Source organism: Xanthobacter wiegelii, assembly GCF_043193855.2.
Lineage (GTDB): Bacteria > Pseudomonadota > Alphaproteobacteria > Rhizobiales > Xanthobacteraceae > Xanthobacter > Xanthobacter flavus_A.
The window spans coordinates 71247-90399 of sequence record NZ_JBAFUY020000003.1; the positions used below are offsets into that span (position 1 = coordinate 71247).

General features: G+C 62.5%; 18 protein-coding genes and 4 pseudogenes. 15 read left to right on the top strand and 7 right to left on the bottom strand.

The window, feature by feature from the left end; genetic code table 11:
- Positions 1 to 75: 75 nt before the first annotated feature.
- The 11 genes and pseudogenes from V5F63_RS26005 to V5F63_RS26055 all read left to right on the top strand — a co-directional run bounded on the left by V5F63_RS26005 (position 76) and on the right by V5F63_RS26055 (position 10080).
- Positions 76 to 1029 carry an MBL fold metallo-hydrolase gene (locus V5F63_RS26005; protein ID WP_394102825.1) on the top strand — a complete coding sequence of 318 codons (954 nt, stop codon included), beginning with the start codon at positions 76 to 78 and terminating at the stop codon, positions 1027 to 1029.
- Between the two features lie 11 nt (positions 1030 to 1040).
- The gene (locus V5F63_RS26010) at positions 1041 to 1430 is read left to right on the top strand and encodes a rhodanese-like domain-containing protein (RefSeq protein WP_394015588.1); all 390 of its coding nucleotides are present in this window, start codon (positions 1041 to 1043) and stop codon (positions 1428 to 1430) included.
- Positions 1427 to 1549, top strand: a complete 123-nt coding sequence (locus tag V5F63_RS26015; protein ID WP_394015589.1) for a hypothetical protein — start codon at positions 1427 to 1429, stop codon at positions 1547 to 1549. The genes V5F63_RS26010 and V5F63_RS26015 overlap by 4 nt, the downstream gene beginning before the upstream one ends.
- Positions 1550 to 1765: 216 nt before the next feature.
- Positions 1766 to 4831, top strand: coding sequence for a heavy metal translocating P-type ATPase (locus V5F63_RS26020; RefSeq protein ID WP_394015590.1), 3066 nt, complete (start codon positions 1766 to 1768; stop codon positions 4829 to 4831).
- A gap of 86 nt (positions 4832 to 4917) precedes the next feature.
- Positions 4918 to 5442: a signal peptidase II gene (lspA, locus tag V5F63_RS26025; RefSeq protein ID WP_394015653.1), complete on the top strand. Its 525-nt coding sequence runs from the start codon at positions 4918 to 4920 to the stop codon at positions 5440 to 5442.
- A 1-nt stretch (position 5443) separates the two neighbouring features.
- Positions 5444 to 6181, top strand: a complete 738-nt coding sequence (locus V5F63_RS26030; protein WP_394015591.1) for a cytochrome c biogenesis CcdA family protein — start codon at positions 5444 to 5446, stop codon at positions 6179 to 6181.
- Between the two features lie 36 nt (positions 6182 to 6217).
- Positions 6218 to 7240 (top strand): lipid kinase, encoded by a 1023-nt coding sequence (locus V5F63_RS26035; protein WP_394015592.1) that lies wholly within the window; start codon positions 6218 to 6220, stop codon positions 7238 to 7240.
- A 10-nt stretch (positions 7241 to 7250) separates the two neighbouring features.
- Positions 7251 to 8123 (top strand): undecaprenyl-diphosphatase UppP, encoded by an 873-nt coding sequence (gene uppP / locus V5F63_RS26040; protein WP_394015654.1) that lies wholly within the window; start codon positions 7251 to 7253, stop codon positions 8121 to 8123.
- A gap of 22 nt (positions 8124 to 8145) precedes the next feature.
- Positions 8146 to 8784 (top strand): cation efflux transmembrane domain-containing protein, encoded by a 639-nt coding sequence (locus V5F63_RS26045; RefSeq protein ID WP_394015593.1) that lies wholly within the window; start codon positions 8146 to 8148, stop codon positions 8782 to 8784.
- A 402-nt stretch (positions 8785 to 9186) separates the two neighbouring features.
- Positions 9187 to 9285: pseudogene (locus V5F63_RS26050) on the top strand (LysR family transcriptional regulator); the annotation flags it as partial.
- A gap of 147 nt (positions 9286 to 9432) precedes the next feature.
- Positions 9433 to 10080 carry a LysR substrate-binding domain-containing protein gene (locus tag V5F63_RS26055; protein ID WP_509210866.1) on the top strand — a complete coding sequence of 216 codons (648 nt, stop codon included), beginning with the start codon at positions 9433 to 9435 and terminating at the stop codon, positions 10078 to 10080.
- Here the strand turns inward: V5F63_RS26055 and V5F63_RS26060 are convergent.
- From V5F63_RS26060 to V5F63_RS26085, 6 genes and pseudogenes are all read right to left on the bottom strand, one after another.
- Positions 10075 to 10338 carry a DUF2274 domain-containing protein gene (locus tag V5F63_RS26060; protein ID WP_394071847.1) on the bottom strand — a complete coding sequence of 88 codons (264 nt, stop codon included), beginning with the start codon at positions 10336 to 10338 and terminating at the stop codon, positions 10075 to 10077. The two genes, V5F63_RS26055 and V5F63_RS26060, sit on opposite strands and share 6 nt — an antisense overlap.
- Positions 10339 to 10341: 3 nt before the next feature.
- Positions 10342 to 11577: a TraB/TrbI/VirB10 family type IV secretion system protein gene (locus V5F63_RS26065; protein ID WP_394071846.1), complete on the bottom strand. Its 1236-nt coding sequence runs from the start codon at positions 11575 to 11577 to the stop codon at positions 10342 to 10344.
- Complete coding sequence (trbG, locus tag V5F63_RS26070; protein ID WP_394071845.1) at positions 11574 to 12623, bottom strand: P-type conjugative transfer protein TrbG; 1050 nt, start codon at positions 12621 to 12623, stop codon at positions 11574 to 11576. Before trbG ends, V5F63_RS26065 begins: the two co-directional genes overlap by 4 nt.
- Entirely contained in the window at positions 12620 to 13309 is a 690-nt protein-coding gene (gene trbF, locus V5F63_RS26075) for a conjugal transfer protein TrbF (RefSeq protein WP_394071844.1), read from the bottom strand. Before trbF ends, trbG begins: the two co-directional genes overlap by 4 nt.
- A pseudogene (locus V5F63_RS26080) lies at positions 13309 to 13662 on the bottom strand (P-type conjugative transfer protein TrbL); the annotation flags it as partial. The gene trbF and the pseudogene V5F63_RS26080, both read right to left, overlap by 1 nt.
- A 404-nt stretch (positions 13663 to 14066) precedes the next feature.
- Positions 14067 to 14390: pseudogene (locus V5F63_RS26085) on the bottom strand (site-specific integrase); the annotation flags it as partial.
- Positions 14391 to 14598: 208 nt separating this feature from the next.
- Here V5F63_RS26085 and V5F63_RS26090 point away from each other — a divergent pair.
- The 3 genes and pseudogenes from V5F63_RS26090 to V5F63_RS26100 all read left to right on the top strand — a co-directional run.
- Positions 14599 to 15549 (top strand): annotated as a pseudogene (locus V5F63_RS26090) (class I SAM-dependent methyltransferase); the annotation flags it as partial.
- Positions 15546 to 16307, top strand: coding sequence for a lysophospholipid acyltransferase family protein (locus V5F63_RS26095; RefSeq protein WP_394071843.1), 762 nt, complete (start codon positions 15546 to 15548; stop codon positions 16305 to 16307). The pseudogene V5F63_RS26090 and the gene V5F63_RS26095, both read left to right, overlap by 4 nt.
- Positions 16308 to 16344: 37 nt before the next feature.
- Complete coding sequence (locus V5F63_RS26100) at positions 16345 to 16908, top strand: cation transporting ATPase C-terminal domain-containing protein (protein WP_394102826.1); 564 nt, start codon at positions 16345 to 16347, stop codon at positions 16906 to 16908.
- Positions 16909 to 16929: 21 nt separating this feature from the next.
- Here the strand turns inward: V5F63_RS26100 and V5F63_RS26105 are convergent, their stop codons facing one another.
- Positions 16930 to 18156 (bottom strand): MFS transporter, encoded by a 1227-nt coding sequence (locus tag V5F63_RS26105; protein WP_394071875.1) that lies wholly within the window; start codon positions 18154 to 18156, stop codon positions 16930 to 16932.
- 194 nt (positions 18157 to 18350) lie between these two features.
- Here V5F63_RS26105 and V5F63_RS26110 point away from each other — a divergent pair, with 194 nt between their 5' ends.
- Positions 18351 to 19046: a VIT1/CCC1 transporter family protein gene (locus V5F63_RS26110; protein ID WP_213375305.1), complete on the top strand. Its 696-nt coding sequence runs from the start codon at positions 18351 to 18353 to the stop codon at positions 19044 to 19046.
- Positions 19047 to 19153 lie beyond the last annotated feature (107 nt).

The window sequence follows — 19153 nt, forward strand, 5'->3', positions numbered from 1 at the left end:
CCCACTTAAATTGGGGCTTGATCCTGTAGTCGCTACAGGAAGTAGATTGGCTCAGAATTTATAAGGAGCTTAACGATGAGGGCCGCGGTCGCTGGTGAACCCGAGACTGACTTCCCCCGGTCAGCTCAACGGTCATTGCCCATCCGGAAAGGTCCGATTGTGACGGGCTTTTTCGAGAAACGGACGTTCAGCGTCCAGTATGTCGTCGCGGACCCGGAAACAAAACGCTGCGCCATTATTGATCCGGTCCTGGACTTCGATCCGAAGTCGGGCGCCACCGCCACACCGTCTGCGGATGCCCTTCTCAAATACATCGACCGTGAGGGTTACACGCTTGAGTGGATCCTCGATACGCACCCCCACGCAGACCATTTCTCTGCCGCCGGATACCTGAATGACAGAACCGGAGTTCCGACTGCAATCGGCGCTAAAGTGGTCGACGTCCAGAAGCTATGGAAAGAAATTTACAACCTACCCCCAAGTTTTCCGACCGACGGTTCGCAATGGCACCGGCTTTTTTCCGACGGCGAACGCTTCAAGATCGGCAATATGGATGTCGAGGTGCTGTTCACACCGGGGCATACTCTGGCCTCGATTGCTTACGTCACAGGCGACGCGGCCTTCATCCACGACACGCTTTTCATGCCAGATGGCGGTACGGCGCGTGCGGATTTTCCCGGCGGTAGCGCGAGTGCGCTGTGGACGAGCATCCAGCGCATTTTGGCGCTGCCGGACGAGACGCGCCTGTTCACCGGGCATGATTATTGTCCGGGCGACAGGAAGCCCTTGTGGGAAAGCACGGTCGCCCAGCAGAAGGCCGAAAACATCCACGTGATCAAGGCGATAACGGAGGAGGAGTTCGTTGCTCTGCGGGAAAAGCGCGACCGAGAGCTGCCCATGCCGAAGCTCATTCTGCAGTCGTTGCAGGTGAACATACGCGGAGGGCGGCTGCCCGAGCCCGAGAGCAGCGGTAAGCGCTATTTGAAGATCCCCCTCGATGCGCTGGAGGGCGCACCCTGGGACGAGTAAAGGTGTTAAAAATGGCCAAGAGCGCAAAGGAACTGGTCGCTGAAGCTACCAGAGACATACGGAGCCTCTCGGGCGCAGACGCCGTAGAGCTCATGGGCGACCCGAACGTCGTCTTTGTCGACGTGCGCGAGGGGGAAGAGCTGCAAAAAACTGGCAAGCTCCGGGGCGCTGTGCATGTACCCCGCGGATTCCTCGAATTTTATGCTGATCCCACAAGCCCGACCCACAAGCGGGAGCTCGGGGCTGGGAAGAAGCTGGTGCTCTATTGCGGCTCAGGAAGCCGCTCTGCCCTCGGGGCCAAGGCGCTCTTGGAAATGGGCGTCACCGATGTCGCGCACGTTGCCGGCGGCTTCCCGGCGCTTCAGCAAGCCGGCGGCCCTCGAGAGGAGGCGGACCGATGATGCACGACATGATGGCGGGCGGGATGATGTGGGGCATGGGCGTTTTCGGTCTCCTCGTCATCGTCGTTCTGGTGCTCGGGGCGATAGCCCTCGCCAAATACGTCTTTTCGCGGAAGTGAGCAGGCCCATGCGTTGCGCGGGTCTTCGTAACTGCGCATCCAGCTGGTGCCCAACAAGGGCCCGAGCCTGGAATCTGGCAAGGCAAAATTAAAAGATCAGAAAGAGCCGCCTGCGGCAGCGCCCCCCTTGATTCTGTAGTGACTACAGAATGTATGGTTACCAAGAGAGTGAGAGAGCTTGGAGCCGAGCGCAATGACAACAGTAAGGGGACTGTGATGACTGCTGATGCCGCGATGATGAGCCATTCAAGCAAGCTGCGCTTTAAAGTCGACGGCTTAGATTGCCAGAACGAGGTTCGTGCCCTTCGCGCTGCGGTGGCGCCGCTTGTCGGCGGCGACGACAAGCTGTCCTTTAATACTCAAGCCGGAGTCATGGAGGTGATATCCGAGAACGCTTCGACGATCGACGCTATTCAACGGGCGGTCGCGACGACCGGCATGCAAGCGCATGTCCTTAGGGAGCCAGCGCAGCAATCTGCACCGGCACTGCTGTTTCGGGTCGAAGGGCTCGACTGCAAGAATGAAGTTGCGGCGCTCAAGCGTGAGATTGGTCCGCTGGTTGGGGGCGAGGCTTGGCTGACGTTCGACACCGCGAAGGGGCTGATGACGGTCGCGCCGCAGCGACAGGCGGCCATCGACGACATCATCGGCCGCGTTGCCCCGACGGGCATGCGTGCTTCCCTTGTTGAGGATGGCACGGCCGAGACGTTGCTCTTTCGCGTCCACGGCCTCGATTGCACGAACGAGGTGGCGGCCCTCGCGCGGGAACTTGGTCCGCTTGTCGGCGAGGACAAGCTCGCCTTCGACACCGCGCGAGGCATGATGACCGTGGCCCCCCAGAATCGGGCAGCGCCCGACGCGATCGGGGAAGCCGTGGCGCGAACGGGCATGCGCGCCGAGCCCTGGTCGCCGCCGGCAGTCTCGCTCAGTGCGGCCGACCGCGCCGGAGTGCCTGAAGGTGCGGCGTGCGGCTGTGCCGCAGAGGTGCAGGAGGCACTCAGTCCGCCGATCCCGACACGCTTGCCCGGCCAAGTCGTGTTTCGCATTCACGGCATGGACTGTGCCGACGAGATCGCGGCGTTGAAGCGCGAGGTTGGGCCGCTGGTCGGGGAAGACAAGCTCGCCTTCGATCTCCTCAACGGCCGCATGTCGATCGACGTGACGCCGGAGGCGGCGCTCGAAGCCCGCATCGAGAAGGCGGTGGCTCGTGCAGGTCTACGCTCCGAGCGCTGGATTGAAGGCGACACTAGCGAAGCCGCGCAGGCTGAAGGGCGGCGCAAGCGGGTGCAGTCGTGGCTGACAACCGCAAGCGGCGTGCTCACGGCGTTGGGCTTCGCGGTCCACGCTTGGCTCGGGGGCGGCGTTATCGCAGCCTTCGAGGCAGGTGAACACGCCTTGGCCTCGACCCCAGTGCCGAGCATGGTGCTTTACACGATCGCGGTGCTCTGCGCGGCGCGCTACGTCGCGCCCAAGGCGTGGCTCGCGGCCAAACGGCTTCGTCCCGACATGAATCTGCTGATGATGGTCGCGGTCGCGGGCGCCATCGGTATTGGTGCTTGGTTTGAAGCCGCTACAGTCTCGTTCTTTTTTGCACTGGCGCTGGCGCTCGAGGCTTGGAGCCTCGGTCGCGCGCGCCGGGCGGTTGCCGCCCTCATGGAACTCGCGCCGCCGACAGCGCGCGTCAAGCTCGAAGACGGCTCCGAGCGCGACGTTCCGGCGGCTGAGGTTCGGGTCGGCGCGCACATCATCGTCCGGCCAGGGGACAAGGTGCCGCTCGACGGCCGAGTTGCCGCTGGCGAGAGCGAGGTCAATCAAGCGCCGATCACCGGGGAAAGCGTCCCCGTATTCAAGGCGGAAGGCGACGAGATCTTTGCCGGCACCATCAACGGAGAGGGTGCTCTTGATGTCGTGACCACCAAAGCGGCGAATGACACGACGCTCGCCCAGATCATCCGCATGGTCGGTTCGGCGCAGAGCCGACGCGCGCCCAGTGAGCAATGGGTGGAGAAGTTTGCGCGTGTCTACACGCCCGTGGTGATGGTACTCGCCATTGCGATCTTTCTCGCTCCGCCCTTGCTCTTGGGCGGTGCCTGGGACGTCTGGTTCTATCGGGCTCTCGTGCTCCTCGTGATCGCTTGCCCCTGCGCCCTCGTGATTTCGACGCCGGTGACGATCGTGGCGGCACTTGCCGGCGCGGCGAAGCAGGGCGTCCTCGTGAAGGGCGGCACACATCTCGAAACGCCTGCGCGCCTCAAAGCCATTGCCATGGACAAGACCGGAACACTCACCGAAGGGCGGCCGCAGGTGGTCGAGATCGTGCCGTTTGGAGGCCGTAGCGAAATGGAACTCCTCGGCTTAGCCGCGGCCCTGGAGGCGCGCAGCGCACATCCAATCGCTCACGCCATCCTCGCGAAAGCCGCCGAACTCAAGATCGCCGCCGAGCCTGCCGAGGCCGTCCAAGCCATCGTTGGCCGAGGCGTCACCGGCCGCGTGGCCGGCAGAGAGGTCTGGCTCGGCTCGCGCCGCTACCTTGAGGAGCGGGGCATCAACTCAGATGTAGTTCTGCAGCGGGCCGATGAACTTTCAAGCGCCGGTCGCACCATCGTCGCGGTCGGCGATGGTCAGGAGGTCTGGGGCCTCGTCGCCGTTGCAGATGCCGTCCGCCCGGAGGCGAAAGGCATTGTTACGGCGCTTCACCTCGCCGGCATCAAACACGTCGTGATGCTCACGGGGGATAACCGGGCGACGGCAGAGGCGATTGCGAAGCAAACCGGCATCGACGAGGTCCGGGCTGAACTGCTACCTGGCGACAAGGTGGCGGCCGTGGAAGATCTGGTGCGGCGCTTTGGGTCGGTTGCCATGGTCGGCGACGGTGTCAACGATGCTCCTGCAATGGGACGTGCCAATCTCGGCATCGCCATGGGCGCCATGGGTAGCGACGCCGCCATTGAGACGGCCGATGTCGCACTCATGTCGGATGATCTTTCGAAGCTTCCGTGGCTGGTGCGCCATTCGCGCGCGACGCTCGCCGTCATCCGGCAGAACGTTGCGTTCTCCATTGCTGTGAAGCTTGTGTTCACAGCGCTTACGGTGATTGGCCTCGCATCGCTATGGGGTGCCATCGCGGCCGACGTCGGTGCGTCGCTGCTGGTCGTTCTTAACGGCCTGCGCCTGCTCAACCGCGGTCAGACCAGCACTCAACAGGGTGGCCCCTCCGGCGGCCTCGGCGTTTCGGCGCACCGGCGTCAGACTCCCGCGATCACCGAGACGGCCCCGGCGTAGCTAGCTCAAGCCGCACCGGTACGATTTCGACCCAGCACAAATGCACTGGCCGGGGAGAACGGCTGAACAATGAGGACTGATTGATCGTGGCGTATCCGAAGTTGATTCGACGAACTGCATTGGCCGGTGGTGCCCTAGCTCTCGCGCTTGCGGTCGATTTCGTCACGAAATGGCTGATCGTTAACATTGTGATGGTGCCGCCGCGCACGATCGAGATCGCGCCATTTTTCAATCTGACGCTCGGTTTCAACACGGGCGTCAGCTTCGGGATGTTCCGCGAGCTTTTTCTTGATCGCCCATTGTTGCTCGCCGGAATCAAGATGGTGATCGTGGCCGGACTTCTCGTCTGGGCCATGAGAACCGAAAAGCCATCCGAGACGATTAGTCTCGGCCTGATTGCCGGCGGTGCTACAGGCAATGTGTTGGACCGGATACGTCAAGGTGCCGTAACTGATTTCCTCGATTTCCATGTCGGCGGCTGGCACTGGCCGGCCTTCAACATGGCGGACACGATGATAACGATTGGCGTCGTCCTACTGATCGCAGCCTCCTTTTGGCCGGCGAGGGCGATGATCCCCGTTCAGAAGCGGCCGCGCCGCGCGGGGTACTGACGTGGCGCTCATAGACGTGTCTTTGCTTGGGCTAGCCACGGCTGTGATGGCCGGAGCCATCTCCTTCCTCTCGCCATGTGTGCTGCCGCTCGTTCCGGGCTATCTGTCCTACGTCGCGGGCGGAGCTGACGGGACAGTTGGCGACGGGAGGACCCGACAGCTTCGTATTCTCGGACCGGCACTCCTCTTTGTTCTCGGCTTTACTACCGTCTTTGTTTCGCTGGGGCTGAGTGCCATGGCGCTCGGCGGATTTCTGCAACGCTATCAGATGGAAGCGAACCTGATCGGTGGCGCGCTGGTCGTAGTCTTCGGTATCGCTATGACGGGGCTCCTGCGCCTGCCGATCTCGCTAATGATAGATCGGCGTTGGCGGGGGCCAGAGCAGATTGGAGGCCCCTTCGGAGCCTTCCTCCTCGGCATTGCCTTTGGCTTCGGGTGGACGCCCTGCATCGGCCCGGTTCTCGGTTCGATCCTCACCGTCACAGCGACTTCGGCCGGTAATGGCGCCGTGCTCCTCGGCGCTTATAGTCTTGGGCTCGGCGTCCCCTTTCTCCTCGTGGCGCTGTTCCTCGGTAGCGCGGCGGTAGTCTTGAAACGCATGCGGCGCACTGGCGCGGCGCTCAACGTGGGCGCGGGGGCGGTGATGATCGGCATCGGCATTCTGATGATGACGGGTCGCATGCAGGAGATTGCCATTTGGATGCTGACGACATTTCCAGCGCTTGGCAGCATCGGTTGAGGTGCGCGGCCGCATACGATCGCTCGGTCGGGGCAGATGGGCCGCGAACTCGTCCTCGGGGCATTCGATCCGCCGCTCGATGGCTCCGTCCTGCACGGCAACATTGTGATTTGGCCTTCAAGGAAAACCATGGTGGACCATCAACCAACTAAAAGGCGCGCGCTGCTCTTCTTGAACCCGCGGAGCCGCAGCGGTGGTAATCGCGCAGCTGATGGCGCTGTCAAGCAGCTTGAGGCTGGCGGATTTATCTTGACGTACGGGCTGTGCGCTCGGTCGGCAGATATGACTCGCGAGGTCAGTCGGCATGCTCATCAGGTGGATCTCGTGATCGTCGGCGGCGGCGACGGGACTGTCAACGCCGTGCTCGAGGGCGTTCTAGAGGCTGGCTTGCCGCTCGGCATCCTACCGTTCGGCACGGCGAATGACCTTGCCCGGACACTTGGTATTCCGAGTGAACCTGCAGCGGCGGTCGCGGTCATCGTCGCGGGCTGCACAAGGCGGATCGACGTCGGCCAAGTCAACGACCAGTACTTCGTCAATGTTGCGAGCATGGGCCTGAGCGTTGAACTCGTGCGTCGTATGACTGGCAACCTGAAGCGGCATTTGGGGCGGCTTAGCTACCCGCTGGCTGCGCTAAAAACAGTGTTTTACACGAGGCCGTTCACTGCCGAGGTGGCGACCGCCGATCGCACGATCCGGCTCCACAGTCTTCAGATCGCAGTCGGAAACGGTGTGTTTTACGGCGGCGGTATGGCCGTCTACGAGGCCGCAGCAATCGACGACCAATGCTTGGACTTCTACAGCGTCGAGCCGCGACGATTTTGGCAATGGCCGCTGTTCCTGACGGCATTCCGGCGCGGTCGTAACCGAAATCTTGTCGGCATGCGCGCCTTCTGCAGCCCTGGCCCCCTTGAGATCCGAACTGACCCGCCGCTACCTGTCAACACTGATGGGGAAATCACGACAATGACGCCCGCCCGCTTCAATCTCTTGCCGCGTGCGTTGTCAGTTTTCGTGCCAGCAGGTGACCAACGCCTTCGAGCAGCGCTCGCAAATTAAAGGAGCCTGCATGACGGAAGCTTGTACTCAGGGCGTCGATACTGGATTCGTTACGTTGGGCTATATCAAGGTCGCCGTGCTGGGCGTTGTCCAGGGGATCACCGAACTGCTGCCGATCTCGTCGACGGCGCACATGCGGATCGTACCTGCGTTGCTCGGTTGGCAGGATCCCGGCTCCGCCTTCTCCGCCGCCATGCAGCTCGCAGCACTGGCTGCCGTCGTCAGCTATTTTTGGGACGACGTGAGCCAGTTGGCCACGAACTCGCTCCGCGCCGTTGTGCATCGGGACTTCCGGGACCGACACTTCCGCTTCTCTGTTTGGATTGGTCTCGCGACGATCCCGATCGGCGTGGCTGGCTTGTCTTTGTCGGGAGTGCTGAACGCCTGCAGTTCTCCTTTGCGCAGTCTCACTGTGATCGGTTGGGCCTGCATCGTCATGGCTGTCCTCCTGGCGTTGGCGGAGATTCATGCCCGCCACAGACGAACACTTGAGAATGTGTCCCTCATCGATGCAATGATTGTCGGCATCGCGCAAATCGGCGCTTTGATCCCGGGAGTGTCGCGCTCAGGCTCCACCTTGACCGCCGCGCTTGCGCTCGGCCTGAAACGGGAAGAGGCGGCGCGATTCTCCTTCCTCCTTGGCCTGCCGGCAATTTCCCTGGCCGGCTTCAAAGAAATTTGGGAACTCTACAAAGCTCAGTTGTCTCTCGACGCCTGGTCCATCCTCCTCGTTGGGCTCGCGGTGGCTTCTATTTCAGCTTTCTTCGCGATCTGGGGACTGATGCGCGTGCTCGAGCGCTTTTCGGCTTGGCCCTTCGTGGTTTATCGAGGCGCGCTCGGCATTTTTCTCATCACCGCCATTGCATTGGGCCGACTCACCTGATTTGCGAACGTTGGAAATCTGCATGAGTGCGAAAGACAACAAAGAAGAATCCGAAATCCAGCTTGACGCGAGTAATGCCGCCGAACGCAAGACCCTGTTGTGGGTGCTCGGCATCAATTTCCTACAAGTGATTGTCGCCGGGTTCGTTGGAGTTATTGCAGACTCCACCGGTCTGCTGGGTGCCGCCTTGGACAATTTAGCCGACGCCGGCGTCTACGCGGTGAGCATCTATGCCGTCGGGCGAACGGTCGCAGCCAAGGCGCGTGTCGCACGCCTGTCGGGCGTCCTTCTGATCGTTTTGGGCCTGGCGCTGCTCGTGGAGGTCCTTCGACGTTTCTTCGTGGGCGCTGAACCGATCGGTTTAGCCATGATTGTTACGGCCATCGCAAACGCCGCGACTAATCTGCTTTGCCTGCGGTTGCTGCGCTCGCATCGAGACCAGGGCGTGCACTTGAAGGCGTCCTGGATCTTTACGACTAACGACATGCTGGCCAACGCTGGCATCGTTGTTTCCGGCGCTGCAGTCATGTTCTTCAGGTCACCGCTTCCCGATTTGATCATAGGGCTGGTGGTTGTTGGGATCGTTCTCAAGGGCGGCTGGGATATTCTGAAGGAGGCGCGCGAGGCGCAACGGGAGGGATTGTCGGTTCGCGAAAAATGATTAGCGAGCGGTTCCTCCGCCTTGCTTGGACCGTACTCGCGGCTTGAGGCAACCAGCCTGACTTAGCTGCGACGAATGGCTACCGCAGCACTTCTTCCTCGGCTCCATAAAAATTGGTTCCGCTGCGAGTGCGTGGCGACGAAGACGAATCTGATGCGCTCGTGAGGCTGCGGATCGTTTCGCTGTTCAAGCCTAGAGAACAAACCTCCGATCTTGATCATATTTCTCTTGATCCTGTAGCGGCTACAGCATGTAGCTTGCCGCACGGTCTTGCACGGCTCGATGGCCAAGGAAGCGGGTACGCCGCGATCGTAGCAGCCTCCTGGAAGCAAGAGTGGCCGCGTAATTCAGGCCACGGGAGGTAGCACCCTGACGATCGAACTGCGCCATCTTCGCTACGTTATTGCAGCCGCCGAGCGCGGAAGCTTTCGACGCGCGGCAAAGGCGCTGAAAGTTCAGGAGTCTGCCATCAGCCGACGTATCCCGGATCTCGAAGACGAGATCGGAGCCGCGCTTTTCGTTCGTCACCATGGCGGCGTTCACCTCACCCAGGCGGGCCAGAGATTCGTTATCCGCGCGCGCCGGGCTCTGAGCCAGATTGGCCACGCGGCCATCGATGCGGGTTCGTTCGGTCGTGGTGAGACAGGCGTGGTCCGCATTGGGATATTTTCTTCGCTCGCTTCTGGCTTTCTGTCCGATCTGCTCCGCGCCTATGTCGGAGCGAACCCCGAGGTCCGCCCCGACCTCATCGAAGGGGCCCCGACCGATCACATCGCCTCGGTTCAAAGGCATCGGCTGGATATCGCCTTCCTGACAGGTCAGCCAATCGCGGATGGCTGCGATCTGGCCCATCTCTGGAATGAGCGGGTCTATGTGGCATTGCCCAGCGATCATGAACTAGCGCGAAAGCGAGAGATCGTGTGGGGGAATCTGCGAGACAGACATTTCATTGTGAGTGAGACCGATCCCGGACCTGAGATCCACGACTATCTGGTGAAGCATCTGGCCGATCTTGGGCACCATCCAAGCGTCGAACGCCACGGCGTGGGCAGGGACAACTTGATGCATCTTGTAGCGATCAGACAAGGTCTTACCCTTACAAGTGAAGCGACGACGGCCGCGCGCTTTCCCGGCGTGGTTTACCGCCCGCTATCCGAGGAGATCCTGCCATTCTGCGCAATATGGTCGCCGCAGAACGACAATCCGGCGCTGCGACGGCTTCTCAGTCTGGCGAGAACTATGTCGAAGGCTGCTTTGCCGGGCTTGCTCCTTGCTGATAGGACTGCCGGACTATGAGGGGTCCGCCTCCTTTGGCGCAATTTGCCGCTGAGACGGAATCACGGCTCGCCGAGCCTTGGCGAACACCCGATCGGTCGCCATAAAACGCTCGATCATCGGTGAGATCAGCTTGACCGGGTCGCCAATCGGCCGTCCGGTCTCGCGGGCGAGTACCTGGGAATAGGCCACGAGGTCGCGGTGAACCGACGCCGGCAATTCGATTGAGACCTTGACGGGCTTGTCATCGTCAATGACCCCGAGCTTCAGCTTCACCATTGGTCAACCTCCGTAGGGTTCGAGGACGAGGTCTCGCGTGACGATGACGCGGACGGGGAATCCCGGACGGACAGTCAGCGTCGGCGCGACGTTCAACTGGCGACGGACGATCTGCTGGCCAGCATCGTTAATCGTGCCTTGCCCGCCGTTGCGGATTGCCTGAATCAGGCGGTCGTCATCGTTTGTGGCGAGCTCGGCCCCGATGCTCAGCAGCGTGGAGAGACCCGCTGCTTTGGCCAGATCCCACCAGTGATAGTCGACGCCGTCCTGCAAGCCGGCATAGCCCTCCGCGTCGGCGCCTGGCTGGCGCTCTAACACGATCGACCGCCCGTTCGGGAAGATCAGTCGGTTCCAGACCAGCAGCACACGGCTTTGGCCGAACTGAACATTGTTGTCGTATTGGCCGATGATGCGTGTGCCCTGCGGCACGAGCAGGATGCGGCCGGTTGGGCTGTCGTAGATGTTCTCGGTCACCTGGGCGGTGATCTGGCCAGGAAGATCGGAGCGGATGCCGGTGATCAGTGCCGCCGAGATCACCGCGCCGGCCTGCAGTATGTTCGGCGATGCCGGCGCCGCGACGCGATCCGGGGAGACCGTCCGCCGATCGGCGGCGGCGTTGAGGAAGGCGAGCTGGCGGTCCTGCGCGGTCGGTGTGGCCGGCTGCGGTGCAAGGCCAAGGCTCGTCAAGTCGGGCAGAGGCAGTTGGGGGTGGGCGGATGGCGTTCCGCCTGGTGATGCCGCCGCCGTGGACGTCGTTCTCGTCTCGGTCGAAGCGAACAGCCGCGCCGTCCGTGCCGCCTCCAGTTCCTGAAGCCGGCGCTGTTCCTCAGCGCTGAGGCCCGGATTGGACGCCGCCATGCCAGGAACCGGGACGGGCTGGCCCCGGTTCTGCGCGTCGAGCATCGGGCGGCCGAGATCGCCGGGCAGTGGTGGCCCGAGCACCGGCCCCGTATAATCACGCGGCAGGCCGGCAAGCCCATCGGCGGTGGTGCGGTTGTCTGTCGAATACAGCTCCTCGTTCGGACGGCCGCCGTCCCGGGTCTGGAGCGCGTAGATCAGCGCGCCGCCGATGCCGACGCTGGCGACGAGACCCAGGCCAGCCAGCACCTTCCTCGACAATCGCGTGACACGGGGCGTTTCGGCGCGCAGCCGCATCGGCGGTGCCGGCTCGCCGGTCAGGGGCTGCTCGACGTTGTCCGGCTCAGGCCCTTCCTCTTTCCGGGAATCGATGTCGCTCACGAAGCCGGCCTCCCGTCGGTGCGGGTGATGCGCACGCGCTTTTGGCGATCGCCCGCGCCGAAGCGCAGCTCGGCGGCGGCGAACAGGCGATCGACGATCATGTGGTTCCCGCGGACCCGGTAGTTCACCAGCTCGGAGGTGTTGCCTTCCGGCCCGACGACGAAGAGCGGCGGCATCTCGCCCTGACCAATGCCGCGTGGAAACTCGATAAAGACCTGGCGGCCGTCGTCGAAGGCACGGAGCGGACGCCACGGCGCACGGTCACCGTCAATCTCGTAGCGGAAATTGACACGGGACAGATCGATGCCGGTGGCGACCGGCTGGGCAGCCTGCGCTTCGACGTTCTGACGACGGAGCGCGATAAGCTGATCATGCGGATATTGCCAGGAGACCGAAGCCATATAAGTGCGTTCGGTCGAGCGCAGCTCCATGTGGTAGGTGCGCAGGTTGGTGTTGATGACCAGGTTGGTCATCAGCTCGGCGCGGGTTGGTTTCACCAGGATGTGGATTTGTCGCGTCGCGCCGGATCCGCTCTCGGTGTCGCCGATGATCCAGCGCACGGTGTCGCCGGCGGCGACGGGTCCCGAGCCAACGAGCTGCTCGCCGGGCTGGAGGGCGATGTCGGTGATCTGCCCGACGGCGGTGTAGACCTGATAGAGCGCGCCCTGTGTGAAGGGATAGACCTGCATTGAGTTGATGAAGCCGTTGCGAACGGGCTGCACACGGGCGGCGGCATTGGCCTGGTTGACGCGAGCGGCCGGATCGGTCGCCTCCGGCGCGCTTCGTGTCGTCTCGACCGGCTTCATCTGGCCGGGGAGCGGCAGCGGCCGGGGGAGTTCGACCACGGTGACCGGCGCCGGGGGATCGACGGTTTGGACGGCGGGTGCTGCGTCATCATAGCTGATCTCCGGCGGCTTCTGCGTGGTGGCGCAGCCGGCGAGCGCACTCGTCGCGAGGAGAAGGAGCGGCAGCGCGGCTTTGCGCAAAACCTGCGATGCGGATGTGTGTGAAGCCGGGTTTCCGGCTTTACGGAAAGACGACTTCATTGTCCCAGCTCCCGTGACCAGTTGATGGCGTTGACGTAGATTCCGAGCGGGTTGGCGCGGAGTTTTTCGGCGGTGCGCGGCGGCTGCACGACGATGGTGAGGATGGCGGTCCAGCGTGATGTCTCGGCGAGAGCGCCGTCCTGATAGCGGCGCTCGACCCAGGCGACGCGGAAGCTCGTGGGGGATGCGCGGATGACGGAAGAAACGTCGACCGAAATCTGCTGCTTGCCGACCTTGGTGAAGGGGTCGTTGGCCCGGGCGTAGTCGTTGAGCGCCATCGCGCCGGCCGAGGTCGTGAACTCATACGCGCGCAGCCAGTTCTGCCGCACGATGATGGCGTCTGCCGGGATCGAGCGGACTTGCTCGATGAAACGCGCGAGATGCCAGGCCATCTGCGGATCGGTCGGCTGATAGTCGGCGGTCGCGGGTGCGACGGCCTGCGCCTGCCCGAGGCGATCGACCTGCACTACCCATGGCACGATCGTTCCGCGCGCCGACTGCCAGACAAGCGCTGTGGCGAAGCCGGCAGACAGGATCAGCGAGCCAAACGCCATCAACCGCCAGTTCTTCGCCTGCACACGGGCGGAGCCGATGCGTTCGTCCCAGACCTGGCCGGCGCGCTGGTAGGGCGTCTCGGGTTCGGGTGATTTGCCATAGTGGGTTGCTGGTCGTTTGAAGAGGCTCATCAGCGGTCGCTTTCGGAAAGGTTGATGGAAGAGCCGCCGCCATGGCTGTCACCTGAGCGGACGGCATGCGCGGCGGCCTGGACGCCATGCGTGATGTTCTGAGAGCGCTTCATGCGCTTGGCCCAATCGGGCGGTCCCTGACGGGAAGAGGTGCTCTGACCGGTGGAGGCGTGGTTGGCGGCCTCCGTCTCGCCGCCGACCGTGCCTGCGGTCGAGGAGCCGCCCGTTGCCTCGAAGGCGGACTTGGCGCCGGCGGAGAAGCTCGACGTCATGCTGTCGGCCGCACGCGACGCGGCGCGCTTCAGTGGAGACCCTGCATCAGATCGGTAACTGCGAGAGCAATCTTGGCAACCACAAAATTGCCGCGGAACTCTATATCGAGGCCGCCAGGATCTTTGATTTCGTTGGGATGGAAGAATATCTGAGCAACGCTCTCGGCGAGCTGGGATACTCGCTACTCGAGGTCGACCATCCGGAGCTTCTCGATAAGCTGGATGAGGGCCTCGTTGATCACGGGCTGGTGGATTTAGCCAACGACACAAAACGCGCCTTCGACCCGGCGCGCCCGCTTAACCACCAGCAGTGCGTTGGGGCCATCCGAAAGCTATTCGGAATCGTCATCCTGCTCAGCCTGAGGGGACATGGCAACAAGCTGGCGGACTTCTGCGCCGAGCTGGCAAATGCGACCGTCGTGGCGATCACTGATCAGGTCGGTGCCGAGACACGCGACCGGGAGGAACTCTTCCCGATCATGATGGTCGGCTACGGTGCCGGGGCGTGTGTCGCCGGCGATCTTGATGCTGCGACCCTTCTGGATCATGTCGGCGAAATCGCGGGTGAAAACTTCGCGCGCCTTGCTGAGCGACATCGACGGATACGAGCCGAGCTTCTTCTTGAGGCGCTTCTGATCTCGCCACTGCTGCGCCATCCAGTCCGCTGTGACGCGAGTGGGCATCGGCTTCATGACTAGGACAAGACGGCCCGTGCCGTGCCCCTCGCCATCAACCAGGCTTAGCTGTTTGCCGGTCTGCTCCACCTGTTTCAGAGCGCGGCGTATTTCTCCATCGGTAAGGCTTGGCACGGGGGCTCTCCCATCGGCTCTCAAGTGGGGTCGCCAGGGGCGTAGTAGGGGTCGGCGACTGGGGTCAAAAGGGCGATTGATCCCCTCAAAACCGACCCCAATATGCCATAGCGTCCGGACGCGCGACAAGCCAGAAAATTCAAGTGATGCAATGGGAAGAAGCGTGATTGAGAGTGATCGAAATAGGTTGAGTGGGATGGTTGTGAACAATCCCATCCCAGTCGCACGCGCGAACGTCGCGCACCACTACGACCTGTCGGACGCGCTCTACGAGCAATTTCTAGACGCAGACCGTCAGTATTCCTGTGCGTACTACAACTCAAGTGACGACACACTGGAGCGCGCACAAGAACAAAAGAAGCGTCACCTGGCGGCTAAGTTGCTACTGAGCTCAGGGCAGCGGGTTCTCGACATCGGATCTGGATGGGGTGGGCTCGGTCTCTATCTCGCCCAGGTTGCCGCCGTTGACGTTACAGGCCTGACACTGTCGACCGAGCAACACGCATACTCCGAACGACGCGCTGCCGAGACGGACCTGGGGGACCGGGTGAGATTCTTGCTAAAGGACTATCGCCAAGAAGAAGGTCGGTATGACCGCATCGTCTCGGTCGGCATGTTTGAGCATGTCGGGGTGGGACATTACCGCGAATACTTCAAGAAGGTCAGGAATCTCCTCACGGACGACGGGGTGGCAATGATCCATACGATTGGTCGCGCCGACGGCCCCGGCGCGACCAACGCCTGGATCAACAAGTACATCTTTCCGGGTGGGTACGTCCCGGCGCTGTCGGAGATTCTGCCCGCCATCGAGTGGGCCGGACTGTACGTGACCGATATCGAGATACTGCGGCTACATTATGCAGAAACGCTGAAGGCGTGGCGGCAACGGTTCATCGCAAACCGTGGGCGCGTCGCGGAAATCTACGACCAGCGGTTCTGCCGGATGTGGGAATTCTACCTGGCCAGTTGCGAAGCAGCCTTTCGCCACGGCGGCCTCATCAATTTCCAGATTCAGGTGAGCAAGCGTGTCAATGCCGCACCGCTGACCCGCGATTACATCCAGAGCTGGGAGCAGCTGCACAAGATTGATGCGGCGGATGTCGATGCGCCCCCTCAATCAGTTTCCCGTCCGGCGTATAGCGGAGGCCTTGCACGGTGACCCTCGTTCGCTCCCTCCTATTCGACCTGGCGTTCTATTCTTGGACAACTCTTCTTTCTGTCCTTGCCTTACCAGCGCTTTTCATCTCGCAACGCGCGGCTGCGCGGGTATCCGAACTGTGGGCGACCGTTTCCCTGTCGCTACTGCGGTCAATCGTCGGACTGACCTACGAGGTGCGCGGCAGACATAATCTGCCCGAAGGCCCGGTTATCGTTGCGCTCAAGCACCAGTCCGCCTGGGAGACCATTGCGCTGTGGGTCTTGCTTAAGAATCCGGCGATCGTGCTGAAGCAGAGCTTGGCGAGGATACCGGTATTTGGCTGGTATATGAAACGCGGCGAGGCGATCATCATCGATCGCGAGGCAGGCCCGAAAGCACTAAGACCGATGGTCGCGGCAGCTCGCTCTGCGATAGCAGACGGTCGCTCGATCGCGATCTTCCCGGAGGGGACGCGCACGCCGGTGGCAGCTCGCCAAGCCTATCATCCCGGGGTCGCCGCGCTTTACATGCAGCTTGGTCTTCCGGTCGTGCCGGTAGCGCTCAGTTCTGGTCTATTCTGGCGCCGGCGCTCCTTCCTAAAACGATCCGGCACGGTCCTCGTTGAGTTTCTGCCACCAATCCAGCCTGGACTTGATCGGCGGCATTTCATGACGGAACTTGAGCGTCGCATTGAGGCCGCGACAGCTATGCTCATCGTCGAAGGCAAGCAAGCGGAGAATATCTCCGGGGCTGTTCCCGCCACCTACGAAGAATATTGACGGAAGCTCATTCACGGTTGAACCGGACAGCATGTAATTGCATTTACCGTTGCTGACCGGCCTGTCCATCATCTTCTCGCCGATCCACATCGCCTTTCTCGAGATGATCATCGATCCCGTTTGTTCGTTGGTCTTCGAGGCGGAAAAGGAGGAGAAGGACATCATGAGCCGACGGCCGCGCGCGGTGACGAGCCATCTGTTCACGTCGGGGCTCGTGCTCTGGAGCCTGCTGCAGGGCGTTCTCGCCTTCGCGGCGGTTGCCGTACTCTATCTGCTTGCGCTGCGGCGCGGCATGCCCGCGGAGGATGTGCGTGCGCTCACCTTCGTGTCGCTCGTCCTGGCCAATCTGGGACTGGTGCTGGGCAACCGCTCCTTCGACAGCTCGGTGCGCGGGGCGCTGCGGTGGGACAATCACGCGCTGTGGCGGGTAAGCGCCGTGGCCGGCGTCCTACTGGGCACTGCCCTGGCGTGGGCGCGCGATCTTTTTCGCTTCGGGCCTCTGCACGCCGATGATCTCGCCGTCGCGTTCGGCATCGCCGTAGGTCTGGTTGTCGTTCTGGAGATCCTGAAGGGATTCTGGCGCGGATGGTTGACGGCCTGAGTCTCGGGGCGAGAGGGCAGATCAATCCTTGCTTGGGTCCGGGGAGGCGCCGCCGGCCCAGTATTGCGACAGGCCGAAAGCGATCAACGCAACCACGGTGAACCCCGCGCCGGCCAGAAAGGTCGCTGCCGGACCGTAAGCGTCCCACAAGCCGCCGGCGATGACGCTCGCGATCAGCATGGCGATGCCCCCCGCGAAGTTGAACACGCCGAACGCCGTCCCGCGCAGATCCTCGGGCGCGGTATCGGCCACGAGGCTGGCAAAGAGGCCTTGGGTGAGCGCCATGTGCAGCCCCCAGAACACCACGCCGAGCATGACCAGAGGAACCGTTGTGCCGAGCGCGAGGATGAGGTCGGCGACGATCAGGCAGACGATGCCGACCGCGAGCAAGCCGCCTCGGCCGATCCGGTCGGAGAGGGCGCCGGCCGGATAGGCGCCAAGCGCATAGACGACGTTCATCACCACCATGACGACGGGCACCAGCGCGATCGGCAGACCGACATTCTGGGAACGCAGGATGAGAAACGCGTCCGAGAACCGCGCGAGCGTCAGGATCGTGGCGACGCCGACCACGATCCAGAACGGGCGGGACAGGCGTTTCGCATCCGCGAGGCGCAGTCGCGGCTTGGCATCGGTTTCACGCCGGACCGGTTCGCGGACGGCGAATATCATCACGGCGAGCGAGATGAACGCCGGGATGATCGCGATCCAGAACACGAAGCGGAAATTGTCGGAGCTGAGTGACATCAGGACGATCGCGGCGAGCGGCCCGACAAAGGCGCCGACCGTATCGAGCGCCTGCCGCAGGCCGAAGCTCGCGCCCCGCACCTCCGCCGGCGCAAGATCGGCGATGAGCGCGTCCCTCGGAGCATCACGGACGCCCTTGCCGATACGATCAATGAAACGTGCGGCGACCACCCAGCCGACCGAGTTGGCCAGCGGAAAGATCGGCTTGGTGACGGCAGCGAGACCGTATCCGAGGGCGGTCAGCAACTTGCGCTTGCCGAGCCAGTCGGACAGCGCGCCCGAGAAGATTTTGGTGATATTGGCGGTCGCTTCCGCGATGCCTTCGATGAAGCCGACCGTCAGCGTCGACGCGCCGAGCACGGTTACGAGATAGACCGGCAGCAGCGCGTTGACCATCTCCGACGAGATGTCCATGAACATGCTGACGAAACCGAGCGCCCAGACGCCTGGCGGCAGCCTGGCACGCGATTTCGGCCCGGCAGGCGGTGTGTCTGTTGCCATTTCCCAAGGACTCCGAACGGGGGGCGTCTCGCAGCGCGAGCTTTGTCGATACCATGCTTCGAGGCGTATTCCCCCGATGGGATATCGAGCTTCTGTAAGTTCCAAGACATCTCCCTCTGGTAGATCAAACCGGGATTTCAGCAATGCTTGTGTGAGGGAAGCGCTGCGGATGAAATCAATGGAGCAAGGCTGACATGAGTCGCATGCATAACGAGAGGCACCTTGTCGGGCGAATTGGCTGGCTGCGCGCCGCTGTGCTGGGCGCAAACGACGGGATCATCTCGACGGCGAGCCTGATCCTGGGCGTGGCTTCGGCAGCGGCCTCCTCAAGCAATGTCCTGCTGACGGGCGTCGCCGGTCTAGTCGCCGGCGCCATGTCCATGGCTGCGGGGGAATATGTTTCTGTCAGTTCGCAGTCCGACACTGAGCATGCCGATCTCGCACGTGAAAAGCGCGAACTCGCGAGTGATCCGGAGTTCGAGAAGAAGGAACTGGCTCAGATCTATGTCTCCCGAGGCGTCGAGACCGGGCTTGCCCGCCAGGTCGCGGAGCAGCTCATGGCCAAGGACGCATTGGGCGCCCATGCCAGGGACGAACTCGGCATCTCGGAGATCACCACGGCGCGTCCCGTGCAAGCAGCGCTGGCGTCCGCGGCGACCTTTTCCCTCGGAGCGGCCGCGCCGTTGGCGCTCGTGCTCGTCTCGCCATCGAGCTGGCTGCTGCCAGCTGTTTCAGTTGGTTCGCTCGTGTTCCTGGCCCTGCTCGGCATGATCGGCGCCAGAGCCGGCGGAGCCGACATCCTGAAGCCGACGATCCGCGTGACGTTCTGGGGGGCTCTCGCAATGGCCGTGACGGCCGGGATCGGGGCCATCTTCGGCACGGTCGCCTGAGATGCCGTGGCGGAGCGCCAAAAGAATTATTGTAGGCGTCATCGTGCACGCAGCCTATCGAGAAGATACGCGCATCGATCGCGTCATCACCGGCATTCGATAGGCAC

Excerpts from the sequence above, each read along its gene's own strand:
- V5F63_RS26005 (WP_394102825.1), top strand. The coding sequence starts at position 76 with ATGAGGGCCGCGGTCGCTGGTGAACCCGAGACTGACTTCCCCCGGTCA.
- V5F63_RS26110 (WP_213375305.1), top strand. The coding sequence starts at position 18,351 with ATGAGTCGCATGCATAACGAGAGGCACCTTGTCGGGCGAATTGGCTGG.
- trbF (WP_394071844.1), bottom strand. The coding sequence starts at position 13,309 with ATGAGCCTCTTCAAACGACCAGCAACCCACTATGGCAAATCACCCGAA.
- trbG (WP_394071845.1), bottom strand. The coding sequence starts at position 12,623 with ATGAAGTCGTCTTTCCGTAAAGCCGGAAACCCGGCTTCACACACATCC.
- V5F63_RS26060 (WP_394071847.1), bottom strand. The coding sequence starts at position 10,338 with ATGGTGAAGCTGAAGCTCGGGGTCATTGACGATGACAAGCCCGTCAAG.
- V5F63_RS26105 (WP_394071875.1), bottom strand. The coding sequence starts at position 18,156 with ATGGCAACAGACACACCGCCTGCCGGGCCGAAATCGCGTGCCAGGCTG.
- V5F63_RS26035 (WP_394015592.1), top strand. The coding sequence starts at position 6,218 with ATGGGCCGCGAACTCGTCCTCGGGGCATTCGATCCGCCGCTCGATGGC.
- V5F63_RS26020 (WP_394015590.1), top strand. The coding sequence starts at position 1,766 with ATGACTGCTGATGCCGCGATGATGAGCCATTCAAGCAAGCTGCGCTTT.
- uppP (WP_394015654.1), top strand. The coding sequence starts at position 7,251 with ATGACGGAAGCTTGTACTCAGGGCGTCGATACTGGATTCGTTACGTTG.
- V5F63_RS26015 (WP_394015589.1), top strand. The coding sequence starts at position 1,427 with ATGATGCACGACATGATGGCGGGCGGGATGATGTGGGGCATGGGCGTT.
- V5F63_RS26010 (WP_394015588.1), top strand. The coding sequence starts at position 1,041 with ATGGCCAAGAGCGCAAAGGAACTGGTCGCTGAAGCTACCAGAGACATA.
- V5F63_RS26045 (WP_394015593.1), top strand. The coding sequence starts at position 8,146 with ATGAGTGCGAAAGACAACAAAGAAGAATCCGAAATCCAGCTTGACGCG.